The organism is Hymenobacter siberiensis (assembly GCF_018967845.1).
Lineage (GTDB): Bacteria > Bacteroidota > Bacteroidia > Cytophagales > Hymenobacteraceae > Hymenobacter > Hymenobacter siberiensis.
The window spans coordinates 1,373,815-1,398,054 of record NZ_JAHLZZ010000001.1 but is presented as its reverse complement, the minus strand read 5'-3'; the positions used below and the strand labels follow the sequence as shown (position 1 = coordinate 1,398,054).

Genomic DNA, 24,240 nt, shown 5'->3' with positions numbered 1-24,240 from the left:
TCCGTATAGGCATTTTTTGCTTCACTTTAGTTGGATAGTATGCGGTTTCGCTCGTTGATTTTTGGAGGGCTGGCGGCTGGCGCACTTAGCAGCCACCCGGCCCTGGCGCAGTACCACCGCCCCGTGCGGCACTACAACCGCCAGGAGCGGGCCTACTTCCGGGGGCCGCTGCACGTCACGCTCGGCGGCGGCACGGCCCTCTATAATGGCGACCTGGGCAACAGCCCCAGCGATAATTTCCTGGGCCCGGCCCTGAGCCTGGGCGTGCTCTACCGCCTCACGCCACACCTGCACCTGGGCAGTGAGTTTTCCTACGTGCAGATGGGCGCGCGCGACAAAGCCAAGGAGCGCGGCCTGGCCTTCACCAGCACCAACGGCCTGGGCACGGTTTTCTTCCGGTTCGATTTACTGCCCGACGAGTCCGTTTTCGCGTCCTCCATGGCCGAAGCGCCCGTTTTCCAGGTGTTTGTGCAGGGCGGCGCGGGGCTGCTGCTCTACAATCCGCAGGCTTACTACGGCACGGAGCGCGCCAACGATGCCACGTCCTTCCTACCGCCCGAGCGCAACGACTACCCGGCCCTGGCCGGCGCGTTCCCGGTGGGCGCGGGCTTCGGCGTGCGCCTCACCGATAAGCTGCGCGCCAACCTCGAAGGCAACTACTACTTCACCACCACCGACCAGCTCGACGACATCAACCTGCGTCTCGGCGGGGCTTCGGCCAGCAAAGACGGCTTTGGCACGGTAATGCTAAAGCTGGACTATGCGCTGAAGTAAGTTCCTGGTTTAATTGCGTATATTATTCTGAGCTTGCGAACCGAAGGTCGGCGTAGCCAAGGACCTTATCGCCGAAGCTCAGTTTACAGTAATCCAAACGGGCAAAACGTGATAAGGTCCTTGGCTACGCCGACCTTCGGTTCGCAAGCTCAGGATGATAGAAAAAAAGGCCCGCCAGCAATGCTGACGGGCCTTTTTTCACTAACTCAAAAAGAGAACTACTCTTTCACAAAGCGCTGATGGAAGGTCTGCACCCCGTCGCTCACGTTGATAACGTACATGCCCTTGGCCAAGCTGCTCACGTCGAGGGTGCCGCTGCCATTGTAGCGGGTGGTGGCCACCATGGCACCACGCAGGTCGCTCACGCTCACACGCACGATTTCAGCATTGCCGTCGAGCAGCAGATGCAGCTCGCTGGTAGCCGGCATTGGGTACAGGCTCAGGGCATGGGCCGAAGCCACGCCCGTCAGCGAAGCCGCGCCGCTGATGGCGGGGGCGCTGGTAGGGCCCGTCTGGGCTATAAGGGCGGCTCCGGTGGTCACGCCCACGGCGTTCCAGGCGTTGGTTACCGACTGCACCTGCACCGAGCCGGTGCCGTACAAGTCCGTAGCGGCCTGAATGGAGTAGGTACGGGCCTGGGCGTAGGTCGAGCTGGCCACCATGTACACGTCTTCCATGCGGAAGGTGATTTTAGCGGCGGCATCCAGGCCGAGGCCGGCTACCGAGTAGGCCACGCCTTTCTCGTTGGTGCCGGATTTGCCGTCGGCAATGAGGTAGTACCAGTAGTTGATAACACCCGAGTTGGTGTGCACACCGCCGTTATCGGAGGTGCCGGTGTACCAGTTGATGCCTTTGTAGTAATCGGGCTGGCCCTGCGATTTGGGGTCGCTCATCGAGCGCAGAGCGGCCTGCTGCTTGTCGATTTCCTCGCCAATGAGCCAGGTTGACTTTGCCTTGGGGCCGCTGGAGGTGAAGCCTAAGTTGGCCACGGCGTAGGCCTCAATCGAAGCACCCCAGATGTCGGACAGGCCTTCGTTCATCGCGCCCGATTCGTTGGAGTAAGTCAGGTTGGCCGTCTTTTCGCACACGGCGTGGCCGATTTCGTGGCCACACACGTCCAGCGCCGTCAGGGGGCGGAAGCGGGTGGCGCCGTCCCCATAAGTCATGCGCGTGCCGTCCCAGTAGGCATTCTCGTAGCTGCGGCTGTAGTGCACGTAGCTCTTGATGATGGCGCCGGCGTTGTCGTAGGAGTTGCGGCCGTGCACGTTCTGCCAGTAGTCGTAGGTTGCTTCGGCTCCCACGTGGGCGTCGCCGGCCACGTTGTCGAAGTTGGCATTGTTGTACTCGGCGGCCGTCCAGTTGTTGTCGGCATCAATGAAGTCGGTGGCGCGGGCATACTGAGTGCCCTTCTTCATGTTGAAAGTCTGGATGCCCAGGCCCCGGCCGGTTTCGCGCAGGAAATACCCGCCGGTGGTGGTGCCGTCGCCAATGGAGCGGCTACCGCTGTAGGCCGTGGCAAACGTGCCCGTGGCGCTGGTATGCTTAATGATGTTGTCCTGTAGCACGACTTCGCCGGTGCGGGCATCTACGTACACAAAGGCCCGGCTCACCGGCTCCTGGGCATACACGTCGAACTTCCAGGCCAGTACCGGCTTGTTCATCACCTCCGCTTTGGTCGAGCGCTCGTTGCGCACAATCACCAGCTCGCCCTGAGGGTAGTAGCTGGCCGACGACTTGCCCGTTTCCTGCTTCAGCAGCGTTTCCTCGCCCAGGTCCTGCCACATATATTTATGGGCCCCCACGTAAGCCAGTGCCCGGTCCAAGGCGGCCGAAGCACTCAGGCCAGGCGTGGTGTTCAGGCCCGAAATCTTCTCAAAATCGCCGCTGATGCTTTCCACGGTGCCACCCTTGGCGTGAACCGTGTAGTCGGCGTGCTCTACGCGAATGCCCTGGTAGTACTGGGCAAACTTCTCGTGCGTGAAGCCGAGCTGGTCGGTTTGCACGCGAGCCACGCGCATCTGGTCGGCATCGGTGAGAGCCAGCTGCTGGCGCAGTACCTGGCTGCTTTCGACACCACGGTAGGCGGCTTTGCCTTCGGCGCTGAACTGCACCAGCACGGGCTGGTTGTCGTCGCCCAAAACTTTGGTTTGGATGCGGCGGGCATCCTGCGCTTGGGCATTAGTAGCCAGCGAGCTAAGCAGCAGCAGCGTGGCAGCAGAGTATTTATTAAGCATAACGAATGGGAAAGATGGTGGTGGAATTTGTTGGCAACGCTGAGGGTCAGATTTCATCAGTGTTTACGCCGCAACTTAATGATTTTTTCATTAAATACTTCATGTTAACATCATGATTACAGTAATGTCCGAATTTTATTACCAGCAACTCAATAAATTGAATTTCAACTAGATAAAATTGAACCACTAAAAAATATTATCGGCTACTAAAAGAAAAAAGGTCCGCCAGCATTGCTGGCAGACCTTTTTATAAATTGTGAAAGAGTGACTATTCTTTCACAAAGCGCTGGTGGAACACTTTCTCGCCGTTGCTCACGGTGATGGTGTACATACCCTTCGCGAGGCGGCTGATGTTTACCTGGCCATTGGCGAAAGAAACATCGCTCATGCGAGCACCACGCACGTCCGAGATTTGCACGCTGGTAGCCTCACCGGGTACCGAGATGTTCAGCATTTCCGAAGCGGGGTTCGGGTACACTTCCAAGGTGCGGGCAGCCTCGTTGCCGAGCGGCGTAGCACTGCTGCCGCTGAGGGTAGCCACGCCGGTGAGCGCCGCACCGCCGGTGATGTTCACGGTATAGTCTTCGGCTTCGCCGTAGCTGAAAGTGCCGCAGCTGGTAGTGGCCGAGTTGTCGCTCATCACCACGCGCATGCGGGTAGTGCCGTTGCGGGCCGTTGTGGGCACCGTGAAGGTGCTGCTAAGGGTACCGGTGCTGGCGGCCGAACCGCTTACAACCAGTTCGCCCGCATCGGTGAAGACACCATTCTTGTTGTAGTCGATGTAGATTTTCCAGTACTCGGTGTAAGCCGTAGAGGCATAGCCGGCGCTGAAGTAGATGGTATTGCTGGAGCCGGCAGCGAGGCTGGTGCTCAGGGCGGTGCCGTTGTAGTAGCCGGCATCGGAACCCGAAGTACGGTTGATGCTGCCGATATTCACGAGGTCAATCCACTCAAACGCCTGGCTGGTGCCTTTGATGGTGCAATAGGTAGGCGTAGTGGTGCCGCCCGAAGCAGCGCCCACACCCACGGCAAACCACGCGTTCGTCACGGCTATTACCTGGGCCGAACCGGCTCCGTAGAGGTCGGTCGCGGCCTGGATGGAGTAGGTCCGAGCTTGGGCGTAAGTCGAGGAAGCGACCATGTACACGCTCTCCATGCGGTAGGTAATTTTGGCAGCCGCGTCGAGGCCTAGGCCGGTCACGCTGTAGGTACCACCGCCTTCGTTGGTGCCCGACTCGCCGGCCGCGAGGATATAGTACCAGTGGTTGAGCACGCCCGAGTTGGTATGCACGCCGCCGTTGTCGCCGGTGCCAGTGTACCAGTTAACCCCCTTGTAGTAGGCCGGCTGGCCCAGGGATTTGGGGTCGCTCATCGAGCGCAAAGCAGCCTGCTGCTTGTCGATTTCCTCGCCAATGAGCCAGGTCGACTTCGCTTTCACGCCGCCCGAAGTGAAGCCCAGGCTGGCCACAGCGTAGGCCTCAATCGAAGCACCCCAGATATCGGACAGGCCTTCGTTCATCGCGCCCGACTCGTTGGAGTAGGTCAGGTTGGCCGTTTTTTCGCACACGGCGTGGCCGATTTCGTGGCCGCACACGTCCAGCGCCGTCAGGGGGCGGAAGCGCGTTGCGCCGTCGCCGTAGGTCATCACCGAGCCGTTCCAGTACGCATTCTCGTAGCCCACACCGTCGCCAGGGGTATCGTCGAAGTGCACGTAGCTCTTGATTTTGGCACCGGCATTGTCGTAGGAATTACGGCCGTGCACGTTTTTCCAGTAATCGTAAGTGGCCTGAGCACCCGCGTGGGCATCGCCCGACACGTTGTCGAAGTTAGCATTGTTGTATTCGGCAGCCGTCCAGTTGTTGTCGGCGTCGATGAAGTCGGTAGCAGAGGTATAGCTATTACCCTTTTTGCAGTTGTAGGTTTCGATGCCCAGACCGCGGGTAGTGCCTTCGCGCAGGAAATAGCCGCCCGTGGTAGTGCCGTCGTTGATGGAGCGGCTGCCACTGTAGGCCGTGGCAAACGTGCCCGTAGCCGCAGTGTGCTTAATGATGGCATCCGTGAGGACCACCTCGCCGGTGCTGGCATTTACATAAACGTAGGCGCGGCTGATGGGCTGCTGGGCGTACACGTCAAATTTCCAGGCCAGCACGAGCGGGCCGGTAGAGCTGGTGCGCGTGTCGCGCACAATTACCAGCTCGCCCTTCGGAGCATACGAAGCGGCATCGGCTTCGGTGGTTTGCCACATGTATTTGCGGGCGCCCACCGAGGCCAGCGCCTGGGTGAGGGCGGCGGTGGCGCTGATACCAGGCGTGGTATTGAGCTTGGAAATGCGCTCAAAGTCGCCGCTGATGCTTTCCACCGTACCGCCCTTGGCGTGTACCGTATAGTCGGCGTGCTCTACGCGAATGCCCTGGTAGTACTGGGCAAATTTCTGGTGCGTGAAGCCGAGCTGGTCGGTTTCGACGCGGGCTACGCGCATTTCGTCGGCTGGCGTGAGGGCCAGCTGTTGGCGCAGCACCTGGTTGGCGTCCAGCCCACGGAGGGCCATTTTGCCTTCGGCATTGAACGCAACCAGCAATGGCTGGCTGTCGTCGCCCAGTACCTTGCTTTGAATGCGCGACGCATCCTGGGCATTGACAGCCAGTGAGCTGAGCATCAGCAATGCAGCAGCTGAGTATTGTTTTTTCATGCAACTATTCAGGTTAATGGTGAGAAATCGAGGCTTAGCAATTTTTTAACGTTTTGCACTAAACCTGCCGCAACATAGGCAACTTTATTAGCGAAAGGCCTCAATTACCATTAATTCGACAATAATACCCGAATTTTGTACGTTTCATGAAAAAACAATGAAGACACAATTGCACTTAACCAAATTGTAATATTCCTTTAGCCAGAACCATTACATGGTTTGATTTTTGCTACCGTTTACCAGCATTCAGATAGTCGGCGGCCAGCGTGGCCAGGGTTTTTACGCCCAGCGTAAGGCCGCTTTCATCGATGCGAAAACCGGCCGTGTGGTGGTCGGCGGCGGTGGCGGGGTCCTGGCCTTTGGTCATGCCACCCACGAAGAGAAACAGGCCGGGCACCTTCTCCTGATAGAAGGCAAAATCCTCGGCCCCGGTCACGGCTTTTATTTCCCGCACGTGGGCCGGGCCGGCGGCGGCTTGCAGGGTGGGCAGCATCTGGGCCGTGAGGGCGGGGTCGTTGATGGTCACGGGCACGTAGGGGTCGATGGTAACGTCGGCGGTGGCCCCGGCACTCTCGGCAATGTTGGTAGCAATGCGGCGGATACTGGCCCATATTTGCTGCTGCACGGCCGGGTTCAGCGCCCGGATGGTGCCCGACATCTCCACATCGGGCGGAATAACGTTGTAGCGCACCCCGCCGTTGATGGTGCCCACCGTGACCACGGCCGCATCGTCAATCAGCTTCACCTGCCGGCTCACGATGGTTTGCAGGCCCATGATAATCTGGGCGGCCGTCACCACGGGGTCCACGCTGTTCCAGGGGTAGGCCCCGTGCGAGCCTTTGCCGTGCACCTTGATGGTGAAGCGGTCGGAGCTGGCCATTTCGCCGCCGGGGCGGTACGTGAGGTTGCCCACCTCGGTCCCGGCGCTGATGTGCACCCCGAACACGGCATCGACCTTGGGCTTGTCGAGCACGCCTTCCTGCACCATGAGCTTGGCCCCGCCCTCCACGCCCGGCAACGAGCCTTCCTCGGCGGGCTGAAAAATGAACTTCACGGTGCCGGGCAGGTCGGCCTTCACCTGGCTCAGCACCTCGGCCGCGCCCATGAGCATGGCCACGTGGGTATCGTGGCCGCAGGCGTGCATCACGCCCACGGGCTGACCCAGGTAGGTGGTTTTAACCTTGGAAGCGAAGGGCAAGTCGTTATTTTCGGTGAGAGGCAGGCCGTCCATATCGGCGCGCAGGGCCACCACGGGGCCGGGCTTGCCGCCCCGCAAAATACCCACCACGCCGGTGCGGCCCACGCCAGTCTGCACTTCCAGGCCCAGCTTTTTGAGGTGCGCGGCGATGATGCCGGCGGTGCGGGTTTCCTGGTTGCCCAGCTCGGGATGCTCGTGAATATCGCGCCGCCAGGCAATGACCTTGCTTTCTTCCTGGGTGGCCAGCTGGGCAATACGGGCATCGAGGGCCGCATTCTGGGCGTGGGCGGTGGGGGCGGCGGCCAGCGCCAGCACAAGGCCGGCCGGCAAAGCAGAAAGTAAAAAGCGCATCATAAAATCAAGAATGAGGAATGAAAGCCGGGCGGCACGTTTCGGCCGGTAGGCAATGTTACGCCACCGTGGCCAACCAGCGCGCTACTGTTCAGCCCGGGACGTATTTTTGCGCGTTGGTTTATTGCCTTTCCATTATCTGAACCCGTTATTTTTTGTGGCTACGATTCTGACGCCTGCCCCCCTGCCCCACCCCGTGAGTGCCCCGCATCAGCCGGGCCGCCCACGCTCCTGGCCGGCGGCCTGGGCATCAAAGGGTTTCCGCCTGCGGCTGGGCGCAGTGGTGCTGCTGCTGCTGTGCCTGCTGCCGGTGGTGCCGGGCTTCTATCATTTCATTCAGGCGCGGCCCGGCCAGCGGCTCCCCGACCCGCTGCTGGAGCTGCTGCCGGTGCACGATGTTTCGGCCCTCACGTTTGCGCTCATTTACGGGGCCATCGCGGCCACGCTGGCCTACCTGCTGCCCCGGCCGCAACGGCTGTTACCGGCGCTGTGGGCCTATTATTTCCTGCAATTGCTGCGCATGGGCACGCTGTGGCTGCTGCCGCTGGAGCCGCCCACCACGCTGGTCATTCTGCACGACCCGGTGATGGACCGCATTTTCGAAGTAACCACCCAGCCCATCGTGCGCGACCTATTTTTCTCGGGCCACACCGCCACCATGGTGCTCCTCACACTGGTAGGCCGGGGCCGCAGCTGGCGCTGGGTGCTGGGCCTGATGAGCGTGGCCGTGGGCGTGCTGGTACTGGTGCAGCGCGTGCACTACTCGTATGATGTGCTGGCCGCGCCGTTTTTCGCCGGGGCCGCCTACTGGCTGGCCGGGCGCGTGTGCCGGAAGTAGCACGGGCTTTTAGTCCGCGAGTTGAATGGCCTGAACCGGGCTACTCGCGGACTAAAAGTCCGCGCTACAAATACTTCTCGTAAATCCCGGCGGCAATCTTCTCCACAATGCCTTTGGGTACCACGCTGGTAAGGCCGGCCGACACTTTATTGAGTACGCCGGGGATGATTTCTGCCTCGCCGGCCAGCAGGCCGTTCACGGCGGCGGTAGCCACGGCTTCGGGCGTCATCGACACTTTGTTGGCGGTGGCTTGCAGCTCGGCGCCCATGCCGGCGCGGTCGGCAAAGCTGGTGGTGGTGGCGCCGGGGCTCAGGCAGCTAACGGATATATTACTGGTTTTCAGCTCGTAGCGCAAACCCCGGCTGAAGCTCAGCAAAAACGCCTTGCTGGCCGCATACAGCGTCAGCGAAGGCACGGCCTGGTAGGCGGCGGTACTGGCCACGTTCAGGATGTAGGCTTTGGGAGTTTTGTGCAGGGCCGGCAGCAGGGCGTGGGTAAGAGCCACGGGCAGGTGCATGTTCAGCTGCAGCATATTCTGCTGCTCAGCCAGGCTGAGCTGCTCGAAGCGGCCCCAGAGGCCGTAGCCGGCATTATTCACCAGCACGGCCAGCTGCTCGGTTTGCTGAATGGCCCAGGCGGCCACGGTTTCGGCGGCGGCGGGGGCAGCCAGGTCGGTGGCCAGTACGTGGGCCTGGCGCTTGTGCCGGGTGCCGATTTCGAGGGCCAGGTTGGTGAGCTGGTCTTCGGACCGCGCCACCAGCAGCAGGTCGTAGCCGCGCTGGGCCAGAAGAAGGGCAATGGCCCGGCCAATGCCGCGCGAAGCGCCGGTAACGAGAGCGTAGGCCATTTTTTCGATGGGGATAATGCAGTATTTAGTATTGCTATAAGGCCGTCATGCTGAGCGGAGTCGAAGCATCTCTACCTCAATACAAAATCCTGTCGATTGGGATTAGTTACGCTGTAGAGATGCTTCGACTCCGCTCAGCATGACGGCCTTTTTTATTCGTCCAGCTTACTTCACCAAGTGCAAAAAGCGCAGGTAGAACGGCGTGGGGCTGTCCTCGCTCTTGGGCTGGTACTTGCCCGAGATGATGGGCACATACATCACGCGGCGGCGGCTTTCGAGGCCGGTGAGCGGCGACTGGGCTACGCGGTGCCACATGCGGCCATCGTGCACGGTGAGGTCACCGGGCTCGGTTTCGATGGCCATTTCGTTGGGGTCGTAGTACACGTCCTTGTAGTACTTCTTGCGAAACAGCATCTTGTGCAGGCCCTGGCGGTGAGTGCCGGGTATCACGCGCAGGCCGCCGTTGGTGGCCTTGGTGCCGTCGAGGTGCAGGCCCACGTTGAGCATGGGGCCGATGCGCTTGCCGTAGAATACGTCGCGCAGCGAGTCGGTATGCCAGCCCATCTGGCTGAATTCGGAGCCGGGCACGTTCACGTAATGGTTCACCACAAGGCCGTCCTTTTCATTCTCGCCCACGCGGCCGCCTTCGGCCTCGAGGAGGGGAAAAAGGGCCTCGAAACGCTCGTCCTGAAGCAACTCGTGCAACACAGGATGGTGCTGCGAGGCAAAGGCGAAGCGCTGCACAATGCGCGAGCCGTCCACGTCGTGGCCGTACTTAATGGGTACGCCGTTCACCTTTTCTACGCCTTCGGCCAGCCATCTGGCTTGCACTTCCTGGGTAGCCAGAAGGATTTGCTGAACATATTCGGGCGAGGCAAAAGGCCGGAAGTGCAGGAAACCGTATTTAGTAAAAAAGGCCCGTTGCTCGGCGGTGAGAGTGCTGCCGAGCGTGAAGCGTGGATAATCAGAGGATAAGGCCATAACAGAAATTTGGCGGCCGCCGGGTATTCCCGGGCGACACGCAAAGGTAATACGTCCGGCGTGGCCTGTGCCGATTTTTGGACACGGACCGGGAGCAGCACGGCGGCTATAACCGCGCCGCCGCGCAGTAGTTTCGATGCGGCAAATACGCGTTAGGCACGTGAACCGATGATGAATTACCGCCCCGGTGCTCCCGCGCGCTAACGGCTACCGGCCTGCAATGCTTTAACGCTCAATCCTTCTTCTGATACCGGCCCCGACCCGGGAGTACGGAGCCGGGGCCGTCGCACGCAAGGAAACGGCCGCAACGGCGTTGGGAAGAGGGTACTAATCGCGAAAACTCCTATCTTTTCTCCCTCCAATCTGCCCGGCCGATGCTCCTGCTGCCCACTTCTAACGCCGTTTTACAGCCGTATGCCGTAGGGCCAGCGGCTTTCCAGGCCCACGCACAAGGCCATTTTTGCGCCAGCTGCCAGCGGGTGGTGCAGGATTTCAGCCAGTCGGCAAACCCCGTGGCTGACCTGGCTGCCGCCCGCTCCGCCGCCCCCGATGGCCGGGTCTGCGGCAGCTTTCGGTCCGCGCAGGTGCAGCAGGTGCAGCAGGTGCAGCAGGTGCCGGTAACACTGACGCGGTGCCTAAAGTAGTTCCTGCTGGCGCTGGTGCTGGTAGTGGGCCAGGGCTTGACGGCGCGGGAGGCGCTGGCGCAGGTGCGGCGGCCGGTAAAACAGCAAACATCCTTGCCAAGAGCTGATAAGGCAGTGTTAGCCTCGCCCAAGTCTGAAGACCGAGTGTATGGAGAAATGACAGAAGCAATGCCCGTATTTCAGCACGGTGGCAGCAACCGCGAGGTAATTGACTATATCCAGCAGCGAATAGCATGGCCCCAGGAAAATGGCAAAATCGTAGCAGCAGAAGGCCGGATTTTCGTCTCTTTTACCATAGATATTACTGGTCAGGTTCGTGATGCAAGGGTTATCAAAACATTCAATCCCAAGTTTGATGACGCTGTGTTACTGGTGGTACGGAGCCTACCGCCGTTCAGGCCTGGCTCACAAAACGGACTGCCTGTGCCTGTGGGTATGACGTTGCCGATTACCTTCAAACTGAAATAAACCCGACCTGCTTACGCATTCCGACCAAAATTCCCCACCTTCACCCTTCCACACCTAACCCCCACCCTCCCCGCAATGATTTTCACGCCCAGCCCCATGCTTCTCAAGCTGCTCTACACCCGTGGCAGCCTACACAACCTGCCCGAGAACGCAGGTGTGGCCTTCAGCCTCAAAAACCGGCTCGACACCGTGAAAGTGACGGCGTTCAAGCAAGTGCAGATTGGTGATGTGGTGGTGCCGGCCGAGAAAATCCGGGTTGATTTGGGCAATGGCGAGCATCGCGCTGCCACGGCCATCGATGCCGACGGGCAGGCCGTGGAGCTGCCCGTGGGCCGCGCCATCACGGTAATGGTCGACATGCCGGCCCTGCCCGAGGGCATTCATCCGGTGCAGATGTGGTTTTCGACCGACGTTTTCGGCGACCTTCATGTGGAAGTGGAAGATGCCATCGTGGGCGTGGCCAGCTCCCAGCCCCGCATTCCGCGCTCCGAGGAAGACGACTACTCCGAAGCCGCCATCGCGGCCCGGCAGCGCTTCGCCGAGCAATTTGCGGACAAAGAATTTAAGCACCTCAAGCACTATTCCTTCGATGCCCACCAGTTGCAGGGCAACTGCGAGCATTTCCTGGGCGTGGCCCAGATTCCGGTGGGCCTGGCCGGGCCGCTGACCGTGAACGGCGAGCACGCCCAGGGCGATTTTCTGATTCCGATGGCCACTACCGAGGGTACGCTCGTGGCCAGCTACAACCGCGGCATGCAGGTGCTCAACCTGTGCGGCGGCGTGAAGTGCACCGTGGTGGGCGATGCCATGCAGCGGGCTCCGGTGTTCGTGTTCGAGGATGCGCGCGGGGCGCGCGACTTTGGCCTGTGGGTGGAAGAACACATTGGCCTGATTCGGCCGCAGGCCGAAAGCACCTCCAGCGTGGCCAAGCTGCAGTACATCGACACGTACCTGAGCAACAAATTCGCCTACCTGCGCTTCAATTTCAGCACCGGCGACGCAGCCGGCCAGAACATGGTGGGCCGCGCCACCTTCGCCGCCTGCTCCTGGATTCTGGAAAATTACAAGGGCGCGAAAGTGGAGCATTTCTACCTCGAATCGAACTTCGCCACCGACAAAAAGGCCTCCCAAATCAACGTAATGCGCACCCGGGGCAAGCGCGTGGTGGCCGAAGCCGTCATCAAGCGCGACATCCTGATGCAACGCATGCGCGTGACGCCCGAGCAGCTGGCCTACCACGGGCAGGTGAGCAACGTGGGCGCGTTCATTTCGGGGGCCAACAACAACGGCGCGCACTCGGCCAACGGCATCACGGCCATGTTCATTGCCACGGGGCAGGACGTGGCCAACGTGAGCGAGTCCTCGGCCGGCATCCTGTATTCGGAAGTGAATAAGGACGGGGATTTGTACATCAGCATCACCATTCCGTCGCTGATTGTGGCCACCCACGGCGGCGGCACCGGCCTGGCCACCCAAAACGAGTGCCTGCAAATGCTGGGCTGCGTGGGCCGGGGCACGGTACGCAAGTTTGCCGAGATAGTGGCCGGCGTGGTGCTGGCCGGCGAGCTAAGCCTGGGCGCGGCCATCAGCAGCTCCGACTGGGTGAGCAGCCACGAGCAGTACGGCCGCAACCGGTAGAAGCATCTGATACAAACAGTTACCCTTTCCTACCTCTACTCAATGAAACTGCAAAAACTAGCCTTCCTGGTCGTTGGCCTGTGGCTGGGGGCAGGCCGTGCGCAAGCGCAGATGCAATCCTCGCGCGAGCTTGGGGAGCTCGGGATGGACCTATACCAGCGGGCCAATTCGCCCGATGCCCTGGCCCGGATGCGCAAGGACCTAGTGAGTGCCCCCGAAGCCTATCTGGAGGGCGCGGAGCAGCCCGGCACCCTGGTCTTGCTCGATAAGCGCCGGGTGCGGGTGCCGGCCCTGAAATACAACGTGGCCCTGCGCCTGCTCGAAGTGCGCGACTCGACCGGCAGCCACGTATGGCCGCCCGGCAGCCTCGACGGCTTCTACCTGGGCCGGGGCAGCGAGGCGCGGCACTTCCGCAGTAAGCTGGTGCGCAACGGCAGCACCCGGCTCGATTTTGTGGAAGTACTGACGCAGTCCGACAACAGCCCCCTGGCCCTGGCCGTGCTACACAGCTACCGGCACCAGGATGCCCGCCTCGACCCCATCCTGCGCACCGAAATTCAGCCGGAGCGCAACGAAATCGGCCAAACGGTATTGGCCGGCACCGACCTTGTGGCCAAAGAACCCCTGCGGGCACTGCCCCTCAGCCAAAAAAATGTGAGCCAGCTTTTTGGCAGCCGCGGTCCCGAAGTAGCGGCCTGGGCCGCCAAACAGCACCTGAGCTACACCGACCTGGGCCAGGTGCTGCGCATGGTGGAATATTATAATCAGATATCCTTCAAACAACCCTGAAGTGCTTTGCATAGCCGAGCAGGACTTGTCATTCCGACAAAGGAGGAACCTGAGGACTGTGTTTCGACGACTGCATCCAGATTCCTGCTTTGCCGGAATAACAATTGGCCCCGGACTGGCACGGTGCTTGAAATCGAGGCTTAAACAGTGCGTAACCGCCTAATTATCGTATTTTTGACGTCCTCTGTAACGTTCACCTTCTTTTATTGTCTTTAGTGAAACTTCATCCTTACTTATTTGCTATTTTCCTACTCGCCAGCGGGCAACAAGCAAACGCGCAGGCCGCGAAAGAACAGGCTGAAGCCCGCACTATCTACGCTCAAAGCAACCGCAACCCCACCACCGCCACCCTGCGGGCTAGCCTGAAAACCCAGGCCACCGGCTTCCTCGGCGATGGCACCTTTCAGCTGGGCGCCCTGCGCACCTTCGACGGGCGCTACCGGCCCGTGCCGGGCGTGCGCTTCCACGCCGGCATGCGCCTGCTCGAAGCCCAGGATTCCATCAATACCGATTCGACGCACTTGTGGCCGGTGGGCAGCCTGCGCGGCTTCGATATAGGCGAGATGGGCGGTACCGGGGCCGATGCCCTGCGCCGCTTCCGCCCCCGCCTGGTGAAGGAAGGCAGCGCCGGCACCCGCCGCGAATTCGTGGAAGTGCTCACGGCCGTGGATGCCGGCCCGCTGCTGCTGGCCCACCTCTACTCCTCGGGAGCCGATGCCACGGCCGGCCGCCTCTCCATGGCTCCAATGCTGCTGGTGGGCGTGGGCAACGAGCCCACGGAGCCGCTGCACCCCATCACCCTCAACCAAGGCGACGTGCTGCGCCTGTTTGGCAAGCGCGATACCGAAATCAGCACCTTCGCCAACGCCCAGCACCTGCAATACGACCAACCCGCCGACGTGGCCAAGATGCTGGATCACTACAACCGCGTGGCGGTGGTGAAGTAGGTGAGGTGTGAAATGGTGAGATGGCGAGTTTGATGTTGTACTTGCGCCAACTGCATCAATCGAACATCAAACTCACCATCTCTCACACCTCACCGCCTAGTCCATCATATCGGCTGAGCGGGGTGGGTCGGGCACGAAGCCGGGGTTCCAGCTCATGGGATAGCGGCCGTCCACGTATTGCAGGGCCGTTTCGGTGAGGTAGAGCGGGCGGAACGTGTCGAGCATCACGGCCAGCTCGTGGGTTTCTTTTTTGCCGATGCTGGCCTCCACGGTGCCGGGGTGCGGGCCGTGCGGCAGGCCGGTAGGATGCCAGGTGAAAGAGGCCAAATCGACGCCCTTGCGCGACATGAAATTGCCGGCCACGTAGTACAGCACCTCGTCCGAATCGACGTTGGAGTGGTTGTAGGGGGCCGGAATGCTGAGCGGATGGTAGTCGAACAGCCGCGGCACGAAGGAGCAGATAACGTAATTATGCCCCTCAAATGTCTGATGGACGGGCGGCGGCTGGTGCAGGCGGCCGGTTATCGGCTCAAAATCGTGGATACTGAAGGCGTAGGGGTAGAAATAGCCGTCCCAGCCCACCACGTCGAACGGCGAGTGCGCGTAGGTCAACTCGTGCAGCAGGCCTTCCTTTTTGGTATATACCAGGTAATCGCCTTCCGGGAATTCTTCGGTAATGAGCTCGCTCGGCGGGCGCATGTCGCGCTCGCAGTAGGGCGAGTGCTCCAGCAGCTGGCCGAAGTGGTTGCGGTAGCGCCGCACGGTTTCCACGGGGCTGAACGACTCGATAATCATGAGCCGCACGGGGCCTTCCTCGAAGTGCAGCTGGTGGATAACGGTGCGCGGCACCACCACATAGTCGCCGGGCTCGAAGGCTACTTTGCCCATCTGGCTCCACAGTTCGCCCCGGCCTTCGTGCACGAAAATCACCTCGTCGGCCTGGGCATTTTTATAGTAATAGTCCATCCGCTTCTCCGTGGGATTGCAGATGCTCATCGTCACGTCGGCATTGCCGAGCAGGGTTTGGCGGGCGGCCAGGTAGTCACCGCCGGTGCTGGTCTGGGCCAAGGTGCGCAGGTGCTCGGGCTGGAGCGGCCGGTCCTTAATTAGCTTCGGGGCAAAAGGCCGGGGCGTGCCGACGTGCTTAATCTGGGTCGGCGGATGCACATGGTAGAGCAGCGACGACACGCCGTGAAACCCCAGCGTGCCCACCAGCTGCTCCGAATACAGGGAGCCGTCAGGCTGGCGAAACTGGGTGTGGCGCTTGCGCGGAATCTGGCCGAGGCGGTGGTAATGCGACATAACAAACGAGGGTGGGATGGAGCTGTGAAGTTACGGAACACGGCTCTGCCCGCGCGAAACTCCTCCCCTACTTCCCCAGCAGGGCCAGTTGCGCGGTGCTGTCGCTCACCACGTGCAGGGCGCGCTGCAATTCAGCATCCTGCTCGCGGAGCACGGTGTAGTAGGCCACGGTGCCGTAGGCGCTGCGGGCAATGTAGGCCTTTAGCTGGTTGCGCAGCAGCGCCGCGCAGCGGCGCACGGCGGCCGCGTCGGCCTTCACGCCATCCTGGGTGGCCTGGGCGGTCAGGCTCAGCAGCTGCGCATCGGTGATGCGGAAGGTGGCGTTGAACTGCTCAAAGCGCAGGCCTTCCAGCTCGGCCTTGTGGCCTTGGTAGAAACTCAGGGCGAAGGCGCGGACCACGCCGTGGCTCAGCAGCTTGGTATAGTAAACGGAATGGGCCACCGAATCGCGCGGCACGAACACATCGGGCATGATGCCACCGCCGCCATACACGGTGCGGCCGTGGTCGGTGCGAAAGCGCAGCTTGTTGGAAAAGTGGATACTGTCGGCCGATTGCAGCTCGCCCCGGTCGGAGCGGCCGCTCAGCTCGGCACTGTATTCGGCGTAGTTGGCCCCGTAGGGTTTTTGGATGGAGCGACCGGCCGGCGTGTAGTAGCGGGCAATGGTGAGGCGCAGCTCGCCGCCGTCGCTCAGGGCGATAGGCTGCTGCACGAGGCCTTTGCCGAAGGTGCGACGGCCCACCAGCGTGGCGCGGTCGTGGTCCTGCAAGGCACCGGCCACTACTTCGGCGGCCGAGGCGCTCCCTTCATCCACGAGCACAACCAGGGAGCCTTCCTCAAATTCGCCGGCTACTTTGGCGTAGGTCTGCGAGTCGTACTGGTCGCCCTTGCCGTCGGTGTACACGATTTTGCGCGAGCCGGCGATGAACTCATCGGCCAGGCGGGTGGCACGGTCGAGGTAGCCGCCGGGGTTGCCGCGCAGGTCCAGCACGAGGTGGGTGAGGCCCTGGCGGCGCAGGTCGGCCAGGGCGGCCTTAAACTCGTCGTAGGTATTGGAAGCGAAGCGGCTTACTTTAATGTAGCCGGTCTGGTCATCAACCAGGTACGCGGCATCAATCGAGCTATTGGGAATGCTTCTGCGGGCAATGCTGAAGCTCAGCGAGCGCGCCAGCCGGTGGCGGCGCAGCTCGATAGCCACGCTGCTGCCCCGGGGGCCGCGCAATAGCTGCGACAGCTGCCCGGAGGTGAGATGCGCGCCCGAAACCCGCTTGCCGCCGATGCTCAGAATCTGGTCGCCGGCCTGCACGCCGGCCTGCTCGGCCGGGCCACCGCTGAGCGGGGCCACTACCGTCACGGTATCGCGGAAGGTGTTGAATTCGACCCCGATGCCGTCGTAGTCGCTTTGCAGGAAAGAATCGGTTTTTTCGCGGTCGCGGGCCGGGATGTAGACGGAGTGCGGGTCGAGCTTTTCCAGCATCTGGGCCACGGCGTAGTCGGCCAGGCCTTCGGTATCCACGGAATCGGCGTAGTCGCGGTCCACGTAGCTCAGTATTTCCTTGAAGCGCAGGTAGCCCCGGGCCGTGGCATCGGGGTTTTCCGACGAGGGCTGGAAGGGATTATTGGCCACCAACACGCCGCAGCCCATGGCCAGCACCAGCAATAATGCCTGCCGCAGCCAGCCGCGCCGCCCGGAGCCGACGAGCACACCAGTTGCCTGGTTAGCAGGGGTAGAAGTGGGCATGCGAGATAAGCGTAGCGTTAATAATCAATAGGATAGTATTAGATAGAATTCAAAATTATTGAAATTTTCCCAGTTTCAAGTGCCGAAAGGTAGCCATTTTCAGATTTCTATAATAAATACAACAATTTACGATAAAAGAGCAAAAAAGAACATTTTTAGTGGCAAATTACAATTTTTCGCTTGCTGACCCCCCTTTTAATATCGATACAATTTATAATTTTACCCATAATTTTTTAGATGGACTTCGATCAGGCCGGGTGTTTACCCGTTGGACACGGCTTTTTCCGGTTTGAGTGCGGCAGCCACCAGACCCCGAAGCAACTACGGCCGGGGCGGCCCGCTGGATTGGGACCTTTCGGCCCGCCGTATCTTTGCGCCCGGCCGCACCGACTGGCTCTTTTCATTTCCCTCGCTTTACACCGCCGCCACATGGGTCGCATCCTTGCCATCGACTACGGAAATAAGCGCGTGGGCCTGGCCGTGACCGACCCGCTGTGCATGATTGCCTCGCCGCTGGAAACCATTCACAGCAAAGATTTGCTGGCCTACGTGAAGGCCTACCACCTGCGCGAGCCACTGCGCGCCGTGGTAGTGGGCATGCCGCGCACGCTGCTCAACGAGCCTACCGATGTGACCAGCGCCGTGGTAGGCCTGCTGCGCACGCTGCGCCGCGAGCTGCCCGAGCTGCCCGTTCATGAGCTCGACGAGCGGTTTACCTCGCGCATGGCCCACGCCACCATGCTGGCCGGCGGCCTCGGCCAGAAGGCCCGGCGCGACAAGGCCACCGTGGACCGCATCAGTGCCACCATTATTCTCCAGTCATTCCTCGAATCGCCGCTGATGCGGGAAGTATAGTTGTTTCGTTAAACGTCATGCTGAGCGCAGCCGAAGCATCTCGCATGCTGAAGTATCAATGCTAACCACAACGAAGCAGTAGAGATGCTTCGGCTGTGCTCAGCATGACGTTCTGTTTTAAAACTGACCATTACCATGATTTACTCCATTGTTGCCATCGGCGACCCCGTCCTCAAGACCAAAGCCAAAAACATTGCCCCCGACCTGCCGGCCGCTGAGCTCAAGCAGCTGATTGCCGACATGTACGAAACCATGTACTCGGCCAGCGGCGTGGGCCTGGCGGCGCCCCAGGTGGGCAAAGCCGTGCGCCTGTTCGTGATGGATTCAGGCCCGATGGTGGACCTCGACGAGGAAGACCTGGCCGAGCTGGAAGAAGGCGAAGTGCCCGAGCCGGCCGTGAAGCGCGCCTTCATCAACCCCCAAATGGTGAGCGAAACCGGCGAGGAATGGGGCTTCGAGGAAGGCTGCCTGAGCATCCCGGGGGTGCGGGAGCTGGTGACGCGCCACGCCGACATCGTGCTGCGCTACGAGGATGAAAACCGCCAGGTGCACGAGGAAGCTTTCTCGGGCATGGCCGCCCGCGTCATTCAGCACGAGTACGACCACCTGGAAGGCATCCTGTTCACCGACAAGCTCTCGGGCTTTAAGAAGCAGCTGCTAAAGGGCAAGCTGGCCCGCATTAGCAAGGGCGATGTGCGGCACGAGTACCGCATGAAGTTCGTGGGTGACGGGCGGCGGCGGTAGGCCGTAAAGCCGGTCAAATTACTATGACAGCAAAACTGGCATACCCTGGGCGGTGTGCCAGTTTTTTTCGTTTTTACTGGCATATCCGGCGATAGTACTAACTGAAAGCATGATTCCGGCCCACGTTCCGTACCTTGTTAGCCGTGAAAAAATACGGCTACCTGCTCCTGATTTGTTTGCCCCTGCTCTTTGTTGCCCGCCAGGCGCAGGCGTGGGGCTTTTTTGGCCACCGCCTTCTGAACCGGCTGGCTGTGTACACGTTGCCGCCGGGCATGATTGGCTTTTACAAGGCCAATATTGACTACTTAACGGTGAACGCCACGCGGCCCGACTCGCGGCGTACGGTGGTACCGGGCGAGGCCCCCAAGCACTTCCTCGACGTGGACCGCTACGGCGACAGCGCCGAGTTTAAGCTGCCGCGCAAGTATGCCGATGCCGTGGCCCACTACGGCGAGGACTCGCTGCTGCGCCACGGCATTGTGCCCTGGAACGTGGTGAGCATGAAAAACCAGCTCACCGCCGCCTTCAAGGCCAAGGATACCGACCGCATTCTGAGCCTTTCGGCTGATATGGGCCACTACGTGGCCGATGCCTGCGTGCCGCTGCACACCACCCGCAACTACAACGGCCAGCTCACGAATCAGCGCGGCATCCATGGCCTGTGGGAATCGCGCCTGCCCGAGCTGCTGAGCGCCGACTACGACCTGTTCAGCGGCAAGGCTGAATACCTGGAGCGGCCCAGCGACGCGATTTGGGCCGCCATCGTCCGCTCGCACGCGGCCGTCGATTCGGTCCTGCGGTTCGAGAAACAGCTCACCGCCGAGTACCAGGAGGACCAGAAATTTGGCTATGAGCAGCGCGGCAGCCAGACAGTGCGGGCCTACTCGCGCGAGTTCAGCAAGACCTACAACGCCCGGCTCAATGGCCAGGTCGAGCGGCAGCTGCGCTACGCGGCGGCCCTCATCGGCGATTTCTGGTTTACCTGCTGGGTAGATGGCGGCTCGCCTGATTTGCGCCAGCTGCCCTACACGCCCTCGACCAAAGAGCAGCAGCGGCTGGAGCTGGAAGCCAAACAAACGGCCGGCACGCCGGTGTCGGCCGCGCCGGGCCACGACGAGTAGCTTGTAGCACATGCTTTAGCTTGTGCCGGCATGGAGCAGGAGCGATTTATCCGTTCATTCGGGCACAAGCTAAAGCATGTGCTACAAGGCTTCCGTCCGGTGCACCATATCCAGGTCCAGCACGGCGATGCCGTCGTTGCCCACTTCGTAGGCGCGGATGAAGCGGCGGTGCCACTCAATCTCGTCGTGGGTGTAGGAGTTGCGGGCGTGCACGTCCTGGGCAAAGGTGTCGTCGTAGGCTTTGAGCTGGATAATGATTTCGATGTCGAGGCGCTCATAATCAACTACTAGCAAGCCGTGGAGCGGGCTTTCGGGGGTGATGTCGTGCACGATGGTCCAGCTTAGGGGGAAAAAGCTGATGGCGCTGCGCTCGAGCGGCAGCAGGGCGTAGGCCTGGTCGTTGGTGGTGGGGTGCACGGTTTTGAGCAGTACGCGGGCTTGCAGGTCGATGAGGATATTGTTGCGCTGGTTGGCGATACGGAACTGCAGGCAGGGCGTGCCGTCGGCCCGGCGGCTGATGATGGCCGTGCGGCTGAAATGAATGCGCGCCGTGGGCCGCGAAAACCGCCCATACAGCAAGCCCGTGGCCAGTGCGAAGGTGAGCACGCCCACCAGCGCCTCTACGCTGCTGAGGAAGCCGGTGGCATTGGTGCCCGGGTACACATGCCCGTAGCCGACGGACGTGAACGTCTGGATGGAGAAAAACAGGGCACTTAGGAAATCCTGCATGGCCCCGCGCGGGGCGGCCACGCCGAGCAGGTCTTCGAGGCCCAGGGCCATGTAGGCCCCGGCAAAGGCCACATTCAGCACCGTAAAAAACACCACGACCATGCCAATAAACGGCCCCCAGTCCATCTGAATTAGCCATTGGTAGGGGTCGTGGCGGTGGGGGCCGCCGCGCCGCCGCACATTGAACGAGCCGTCGTGGTTGATGGCCCGCCGGGTGCGGCGCGAGAATTTTTCACCAATACCGGGGTCGAGGGTGGGCATGTGAGGGGGTGCGTACGTTGGATGAAACTGGTAAATACCCGGCCAAAAGTAATTGTACAAAAGAACGCGCTGCTCGTCACACGTTCGCGTCGCCAAAGCAGCTACGTCGTTTTGGTATCTCAATCAGCTTATTGCAGCAGGAAAGACACTGGCGCAGGCGCAGGTTTCCTGGCATAGGGTTCGCTGCCGACCTTTGAGGCTCCAATCACCACTTACCCTGGCCGCGCATGCACACTCTGCTGATTGAAGACGACCCCCGGCTTTCGGCCCTCATCAAGCGGGGGCTGGAGGAAGAACAGCTGACCGTGACCGTGGCCGCCGACGGCGAGCGCGGCCAGGAGCTGGCCCTCGCGCAGCCCTTCGACCTCATTATTCTCGACGTGATTCTGCCCCACCGCAGCGGGCTGGAGGTGCTGGCCGCCATCGCGGCCCTCAACGGCCAGATGGAAAGCATCTCGGCCCACGACCTGCACCGGCGGGTGGCCGAAAACCTATCGGGCCGCGAGCAGGACGAACTCTCACGCCTGGCCCACACCTTCAACCGCCTGCTCGACCGCCTCGAAAGCAGCTTCGACGGCCAGCGCGCCTTCGTGCGCAATGCCTCGCACGAGCTGCGCACGCCGCTGGCCGCCAGCATCGGCGAGGCCCAGCTGGCACTGGCCCGCGAGCGCGAGCCCGCCGCCTACCGCGCCGCCCTGCACGCGCTGCTCACCGACCTCACCCAGCTCAACGCCCTGCTCAACCACCTGCTGGAGCTGGCCCAGGCCGAAACCCCGCTGCCCGAGTACAACACCCGCATTCGGGTTGATGAGCTACTGGCCGAGGCCTGTGCTGCCATTGCCCCGGACCAGCGCCCGCGCCTGCGCCTGCACACCGGCCACCTCCCCGCCGAGCCCGAGCAGCTGGAGCTTACCGGCAACCGCACCCTGCTCAACAGTGCCCTCATCAACCTGCTCGAAAACGCGCTGAAATACTCGGAGCCCCAGCCCGTGGCCGTTGAGCTGGAATACGAACCCGGGGGCGTGCGCCTGCGCATCCGCGACGAAGGAATCGGCATTGCGGCAGCAGATTTGCCGCAGGTGTTCCAGCCGTTTTTCCGGGCCGGCAATGCCCGGCCGGTGACGGGCCATGGCGTGGGCCTGCCGCTGGCCCGCAAAATCATTGAGCAGCACGGCGGCCAGCTGGAGCTAACCTCGCAGCTGGGCCACGGCACCACCGTGGAAGTGCACCTGCCTACGGCCTAACCCTGTACCATGAACGCTGCGTTTAAGTGCTTGCTCCAAATTAAACAGTTGATACATTTTACATAACTAACTGATAGTAAACAAGAAATACAAGAACTATCAGCTAAAAGCTAATGGTTCGGCACTTAGGTCACCTATTAATGCGTTTCTAATCGCATTCTGAATGACTTGCCGGTAGCCTTGCAGCAGTTTAACCACTGCCGCGCTCCATGTTCCCAACTACCCAGCCGCTTGCGACCCGCCGCAGCCGCCTCCCCTACCGCAACAGCATGCTCGCGTTCAGCACGATGCTCGGGCTGCTGGCCTTCTCTGCCTGCACTTCTTCCGAGGCCGATGCGCTGGACGAGCCCGCGCCCCAGCAAGCCAGCCACCGAAGCAAAAGCCACCACCGAGCCCGCGGCACCCGAACTGCTGCTGAGCGGCGAAATCGCGGCCGATGCCAACCGCACGGTGCGGGTGTTCCCCCGGGTGGGTGGGCAGGTGCTGCGCGTGGGGGTTGATTTGGGCGATGAAGTGCGCCAGGGCCAGGTGCTGGCCGTGCTGCAAAGCCGCGAAATTGCCGAGCTTGAAAACCAAAGCACCGCCGGCACCGCCGACCTGGCCGTGGCCCGCAAGAACCTGACCGTGGCCGAAGAGCTGATGCAAAGCGGCCTCGGGGCCGAGCAGGACGTGTTTCGGGCCCGCGCCGAGCTGGCCCGCGCCACCGGCACCGCCACCCGCAACCACCGCCAGCTCGACGTGTACGGCCTGGCCCGGGGCGGGCAGTACGAGCTGAAAGCGCGGGTAGGAGGCTACATTATTGAGAAAAACCTGGCGACGGGCATGCGTTTCAACGCGACCCATGTGCCGGCCGCCTTCACCGTGGCCAACCTCGACAGCGTGTGGGTGATGGCCAACGTGTTTGAGTCGGACCTGACCCAGGTGCGCCGGGGGCAGGCCGTGGAAATCACCACCCTGAGCTACCCCAACCAGCCCCTGCGGGGCCGCATCGACCAGCTTTTTCACCTGCTCGACCATGACAGCAAAGTGATGAAAGTGCGCTGCACCCTGCCCAATCCCGGCCACCTGCTCAAGCCCGGCATGCACGCCCAGGTGCGCGTGCTGGCCACCCCTGCCAACTAAGCATCACATGGCCATTCTCATTATTGAAGCCGATGAAAGCCGCCGCGCCACCGTGCACCGGTTTTTGCAGCGCGCCGGCTACCTCACCGACCTTACTCCCAGCCTGGCCGCCGCCACCACCAAGCTGGCCGTGCGGCACTACGAATTTGTGCTGCTGGCCCAAACCCTGCCCGACAGCAACGGCCTAACGCTGCTGCACGAAGCCAAGCGCCGCAACTACCAGGCGGCCGCCTTCATCCTGCTCATGGCCACCGACGCGGTGGAGGACCGCCTGCACGGCTTCGCCGCCGGGGCCGACGACTGCGTGGCCCGCTCCACCACCCTGCTGGAGCTGGAGCGGCGGCTGCGCAGCATTGCCCGGCAGCGATTTGGCCGGCCCCGGCCCCGCATCAGCTTCGGGGCGGGGTTTGAGCTGGACCTGACCGGCCGCCGCCTGCGCCACGGCTCCCACACCGTGGACCTGAGCCGCTCGCAGTTCGACCTGCTGCACCACCTGCTACGGCACCGGGGCCGGCCCCTCACCCGCGAGCAGCTGGGCGCGCACATCGGCAAAGGCTCCGAGGGCTCCAACTACATCGACGTACATAGTATGAACGTGCGCAGGGCGCTGGCCCGCTTCGCCCCGCCCGATTTCCTGCAAACCGTGCGCGGCATCGGGTATCAGGCGGCGTAAGGATTGTCATTTTCGGGCTCATATGAGGTGGGGCGGGGCTTGCCCCCGCC

General features: G+C 61.6%; 21 protein-coding genes. 13 read left to right on the top strand and 8 right to left on the bottom strand.

Translation table 11 applies throughout. The features are described 5' to 3' along the window. Positions 1-39 precede the first annotated feature (39 nt). On the top strand, positions 40-774 hold the full coding sequence (locus KQ661_RS05890; protein ID WP_216679789.1) for an outer membrane beta-barrel protein: 735 nt from the start codon (positions 40-42) through the stop codon (positions 772-774). A gap of 218 nt (positions 775-992) precedes the next feature. Here the strand turns inward: KQ661_RS05890 and KQ661_RS05885 are convergent, their stop codons facing one another. The 3 genes from KQ661_RS05885 to KQ661_RS05875 form a co-directional block, all read right to left on the bottom strand. Beyond that, positions 993-3,008, bottom strand: coding sequence for a M4 family metallopeptidase (locus tag KQ661_RS05885; RefSeq protein WP_216679788.1), 2,016 nt, complete (start codon positions 3,006-3,008; stop codon positions 993-995). 268 nt (positions 3,009-3,276) lie between these two features. Beyond that, complete coding sequence (locus tag KQ661_RS05880) at positions 3,277-5,697, bottom strand: M4 family metallopeptidase (protein WP_216685908.1); 2,421 nt, start codon at positions 5,695-5,697, stop codon at positions 3,277-3,279. Between the two features lie 229 nt (positions 5,698-5,926). Further along, positions 5,927-7,249: an amidohydrolase gene (locus tag KQ661_RS05875; RefSeq protein WP_394369617.1), complete on the bottom strand. Its 1,323-nt coding sequence runs from the start codon at positions 7,247-7,249 to the stop codon at positions 5,927-5,929. A 154-nt stretch (positions 7,250-7,403) separates the two neighbouring features. Between KQ661_RS05875 and KQ661_RS22745 the strand changes: the two genes are divergently transcribed. Then, positions 7,404-8,084: a phosphatase PAP2-related protein gene (locus KQ661_RS22745; protein ID WP_216685907.1), complete on the top strand. Its 681-nt coding sequence runs from the start codon at positions 7,404-7,406 to the stop codon at positions 8,082-8,084. Positions 8,085-8,148: 64 nt separating this feature from the next. Here the strand turns inward: KQ661_RS22745 and KQ661_RS05865 are convergent, their stop codons facing one another. Both KQ661_RS05865 and KQ661_RS05860 read right to left on the bottom strand, forming a co-directional pair. Beyond that, on the bottom strand, positions 8,149-8,931 hold the full coding sequence (locus tag KQ661_RS05865) for an SDR family NAD(P)-dependent oxidoreductase (RefSeq protein ID WP_216679785.1): 783 nt from the start codon (positions 8,929-8,931) through the stop codon (positions 8,149-8,151). Between the two features lie 165 nt (positions 8,932-9,096). Further along, positions 9,097-9,912 carry a phytanoyl-CoA dioxygenase family protein gene (locus tag KQ661_RS05860; protein ID WP_216679784.1) on the bottom strand — a complete coding sequence of 272 codons (816 nt, stop codon included), beginning with the start codon at positions 9,910-9,912 and terminating at the stop codon, positions 9,097-9,099. Between the two features lie 374 nt (positions 9,913-10,286). On the opposite strand from KQ661_RS05860, the gene KQ661_RS05855 reads away from it, so the two are divergent. From KQ661_RS05855 to KQ661_RS05835, 5 genes are all read left to right on the top strand, one after another. Continuing rightward, positions 10,287-10,556 (top strand): hypothetical protein, encoded by a 270-nt coding sequence (locus KQ661_RS05855; RefSeq protein WP_216685906.1) that lies wholly within the window; start codon positions 10,287-10,289, stop codon positions 10,554-10,556. A 15-nt stretch (positions 10,557-10,571) separates the two neighbouring features. After that, the gene (locus KQ661_RS05850) at positions 10,572-11,024 is read left to right on the top strand and encodes an energy transducer TonB (protein WP_216679782.1); all 453 of its coding nucleotides are present in this window, start codon (positions 10,572-10,574) and stop codon (positions 11,022-11,024) included. A gap of 96 nt (positions 11,025-11,120) precedes the next feature. After that, positions 11,121-12,662 (top strand): hydroxymethylglutaryl-CoA reductase, encoded by a 1,542-nt coding sequence (locus KQ661_RS05845; protein ID WP_235726931.1) that lies wholly within the window; start codon positions 11,121-11,123, stop codon positions 12,660-12,662. Positions 12,663-12,704: 42 nt separating this feature from the next. Next, positions 12,705-13,451: a hypothetical protein gene (locus KQ661_RS05840; RefSeq protein ID WP_216685905.1), complete on the top strand. Its 747-nt coding sequence runs from the start codon at positions 12,705-12,707 to the stop codon at positions 13,449-13,451. 215 nt (positions 13,452-13,666) lie between these two features. After that, complete coding sequence (locus tag KQ661_RS05835; protein WP_216685904.1) at positions 13,667-14,398, top strand: hypothetical protein; 732 nt, start codon at positions 13,667-13,669, stop codon at positions 14,396-14,398. A gap of 96 nt (positions 14,399-14,494) precedes the next feature. Here KQ661_RS05835 and KQ661_RS05830 read toward each other — a convergent pair whose 3' ends face one another. Both KQ661_RS05830 and KQ661_RS05825 read right to left on the bottom strand, forming a co-directional pair. Then, positions 14,495-15,700 carry a homogentisate 1,2-dioxygenase gene (locus tag KQ661_RS05830; protein WP_216685903.1) on the bottom strand — a complete coding sequence of 402 codons (1,206 nt, stop codon included), beginning with the start codon at positions 15,698-15,700 and terminating at the stop codon, positions 14,495-14,497. A 67-nt stretch (positions 15,701-15,767) separates the two neighbouring features. Further along, positions 15,768-17,441 (bottom strand): S41 family peptidase, encoded by a 1,674-nt coding sequence (locus tag KQ661_RS05825; protein WP_216685902.1) that lies wholly within the window; start codon positions 17,439-17,441, stop codon positions 15,768-15,770. Between the two features lie 429 nt (positions 17,442-17,870). Here KQ661_RS05825 and ruvX point away from each other — a divergent pair, with 429 nt between their 5' ends. The 3 genes from ruvX to KQ661_RS05810 all read left to right on the top strand — a co-directional run bounded on the left by ruvX (position 17,871) and on the right by KQ661_RS05810 (position 20,161). Next, complete coding sequence (ruvX, locus tag KQ661_RS05820; RefSeq protein ID WP_216679776.1) at positions 17,871-18,296, top strand: Holliday junction resolvase RuvX; 426 nt, start codon at positions 17,871-17,873, stop codon at positions 18,294-18,296. A 135-nt stretch (positions 18,297-18,431) separates the two neighbouring features. Then, the gene (def, locus tag KQ661_RS05815; RefSeq protein ID WP_216679775.1) at positions 18,432-19,040 is read left to right on the top strand and encodes a peptide deformylase; all 609 of its coding nucleotides are present in this window, start codon (positions 18,432-18,434) and stop codon (positions 19,038-19,040) included. Positions 19,041-19,183: 143 nt separating this feature from the next. Continuing rightward, the gene (locus KQ661_RS05810) at positions 19,184-20,161 is read left to right on the top strand and encodes a zinc dependent phospholipase C family protein (RefSeq protein ID WP_317196073.1); all 978 of its coding nucleotides are present in this window, start codon (positions 19,184-19,186) and stop codon (positions 20,159-20,161) included. Between the two features lie 81 nt (positions 20,162-20,242). On the opposite strand, the gene KQ661_RS05805 is transcribed toward KQ661_RS05810, so the two are convergent. Beyond that, entirely contained in the window at positions 20,243-21,151 is a 909-nt protein-coding gene (locus KQ661_RS05805; protein ID WP_216679774.1) for an ion channel, read from the bottom strand. A gap of 227 nt (positions 21,152-21,378) precedes the next feature. Here KQ661_RS05805 and KQ661_RS05800 point away from each other — a divergent pair, with 227 nt between their 5' ends. The 3 genes from KQ661_RS05800 (at position 21,379) to KQ661_RS05790 (ending at position 24,190) form a co-directional block, all read left to right on the top strand. Next, positions 21,379-22,395 carry an ATP-binding response regulator gene (locus KQ661_RS05800; RefSeq protein ID WP_216685901.1) on the top strand — a complete coding sequence of 339 codons (1,017 nt, stop codon included), beginning with the start codon at positions 21,379-21,381 and terminating at the stop codon, positions 22,393-22,395. 333 nt (positions 22,396-22,728) lie between these two features. After that, the gene (locus tag KQ661_RS05795) at positions 22,729-23,517 is read left to right on the top strand and encodes an efflux RND transporter periplasmic adaptor subunit (protein ID WP_216685900.1); all 789 of its coding nucleotides are present in this window, start codon (positions 22,729-22,731) and stop codon (positions 23,515-23,517) included. A gap of 7 nt (positions 23,518-23,524) precedes the next feature. Further along, positions 23,525-24,190, top strand: coding sequence for a response regulator transcription factor (locus tag KQ661_RS05790; RefSeq protein ID WP_216685899.1), 666 nt, complete (start codon positions 23,525-23,527; stop codon positions 24,188-24,190). The last annotated feature ends 50 nt before the right edge of the window (positions 24,191-24,240 follow it).

What these genes read in the sequence shown, in the direction of transcription:
- KQ661_RS05890 (WP_216679789.1), top strand. Translation starts at nt 40, where the DNA reads ATGCGGTTTCGCTCGTTGATTTTTGGAGGGCTGGCGGCTGGCGCACTT.
- KQ661_RS05885 (WP_216679788.1), bottom strand. Translation starts at nt 3,008, where the DNA reads ATGCTTAATAAATACTCTGCTGCCACGCTGCTGCTGCTTAGCTCGCTG.
- KQ661_RS05880 (WP_216685908.1), bottom strand. Translation starts at nt 5,697, where the DNA reads ATGAAAAAACAATACTCAGCTGCTGCATTGCTGATGCTCAGCTCACTG.
- KQ661_RS05875 (WP_394369617.1), bottom strand. Translation starts at nt 7,249, where the DNA reads ATGATGCGCTTTTTACTTTCTGCTTTGCCGGCCGGCCTTGTGCTGGCG.
- KQ661_RS05865 (WP_216679785.1), bottom strand. Translation starts at nt 8,931, where the DNA reads ATGGCCTACGCTCTCGTTACCGGCGCTTCGCGCGGCATTGGCCGGGCC.
- KQ661_RS05860 (WP_216679784.1), bottom strand. Translation starts at nt 9,912, where the DNA reads ATGGCCTTATCCTCTGATTATCCACGCTTCACGCTCGGCAGCACTCTC.
- KQ661_RS05855 (WP_216685906.1), top strand. Translation starts at nt 10,287, where the DNA reads ATGCTCCTGCTGCCCACTTCTAACGCCGTTTTACAGCCGTATGCCGTA.
- KQ661_RS05845 (WP_235726931.1), top strand. Translation starts at nt 11,121, where the DNA reads ATGCTTCTCAAGCTGCTCTACACCCGTGGCAGCCTACACAACCTGCCC.
- KQ661_RS05840 (WP_216685905.1), top strand. Translation starts at nt 12,705, where the DNA reads ATGAAACTGCAAAAACTAGCCTTCCTGGTCGTTGGCCTGTGGCTGGGG.
- KQ661_RS05830 (WP_216685903.1), bottom strand. Translation starts at nt 15,700, where the DNA reads ATGTCGCATTACCACCGCCTCGGCCAGATTCCGCGCAAGCGCCACACC.
- KQ661_RS05825 (WP_216685902.1), bottom strand. Translation starts at nt 17,441, where the DNA reads ATGCCCACTTCTACCCCTGCTAACCAGGCAACTGGTGTGCTCGTCGGC.
- ruvX (WP_216679776.1), top strand. Translation starts at nt 17,871, where the DNA reads ATGGGTCGCATCCTTGCCATCGACTACGGAAATAAGCGCGTGGGCCTG.
- def (WP_216679775.1), top strand. Translation starts at nt 18,432, where the DNA reads ATGATTTACTCCATTGTTGCCATCGGCGACCCCGTCCTCAAGACCAAA.
- KQ661_RS05805 (WP_216679774.1), bottom strand. Translation starts at nt 21,151, where the DNA reads ATGCCCACCCTCGACCCCGGTATTGGTGAAAAATTCTCGCGCCGCACC.
- KQ661_RS05800 (WP_216685901.1), top strand. Translation starts at nt 21,379, where the DNA reads ATGCACACTCTGCTGATTGAAGACGACCCCCGGCTTTCGGCCCTCATC.
- KQ661_RS05795 (WP_216685900.1), top strand. Translation starts at nt 22,729, where the DNA reads ATGCGCTGGACGAGCCCGCGCCCCAGCAAGCCAGCCACCGAAGCAAAA.
- KQ661_RS05790 (WP_216685899.1), top strand. Translation starts at nt 23,525, where the DNA reads ATGGCCATTCTCATTATTGAAGCCGATGAAAGCCGCCGCGCCACCGTG.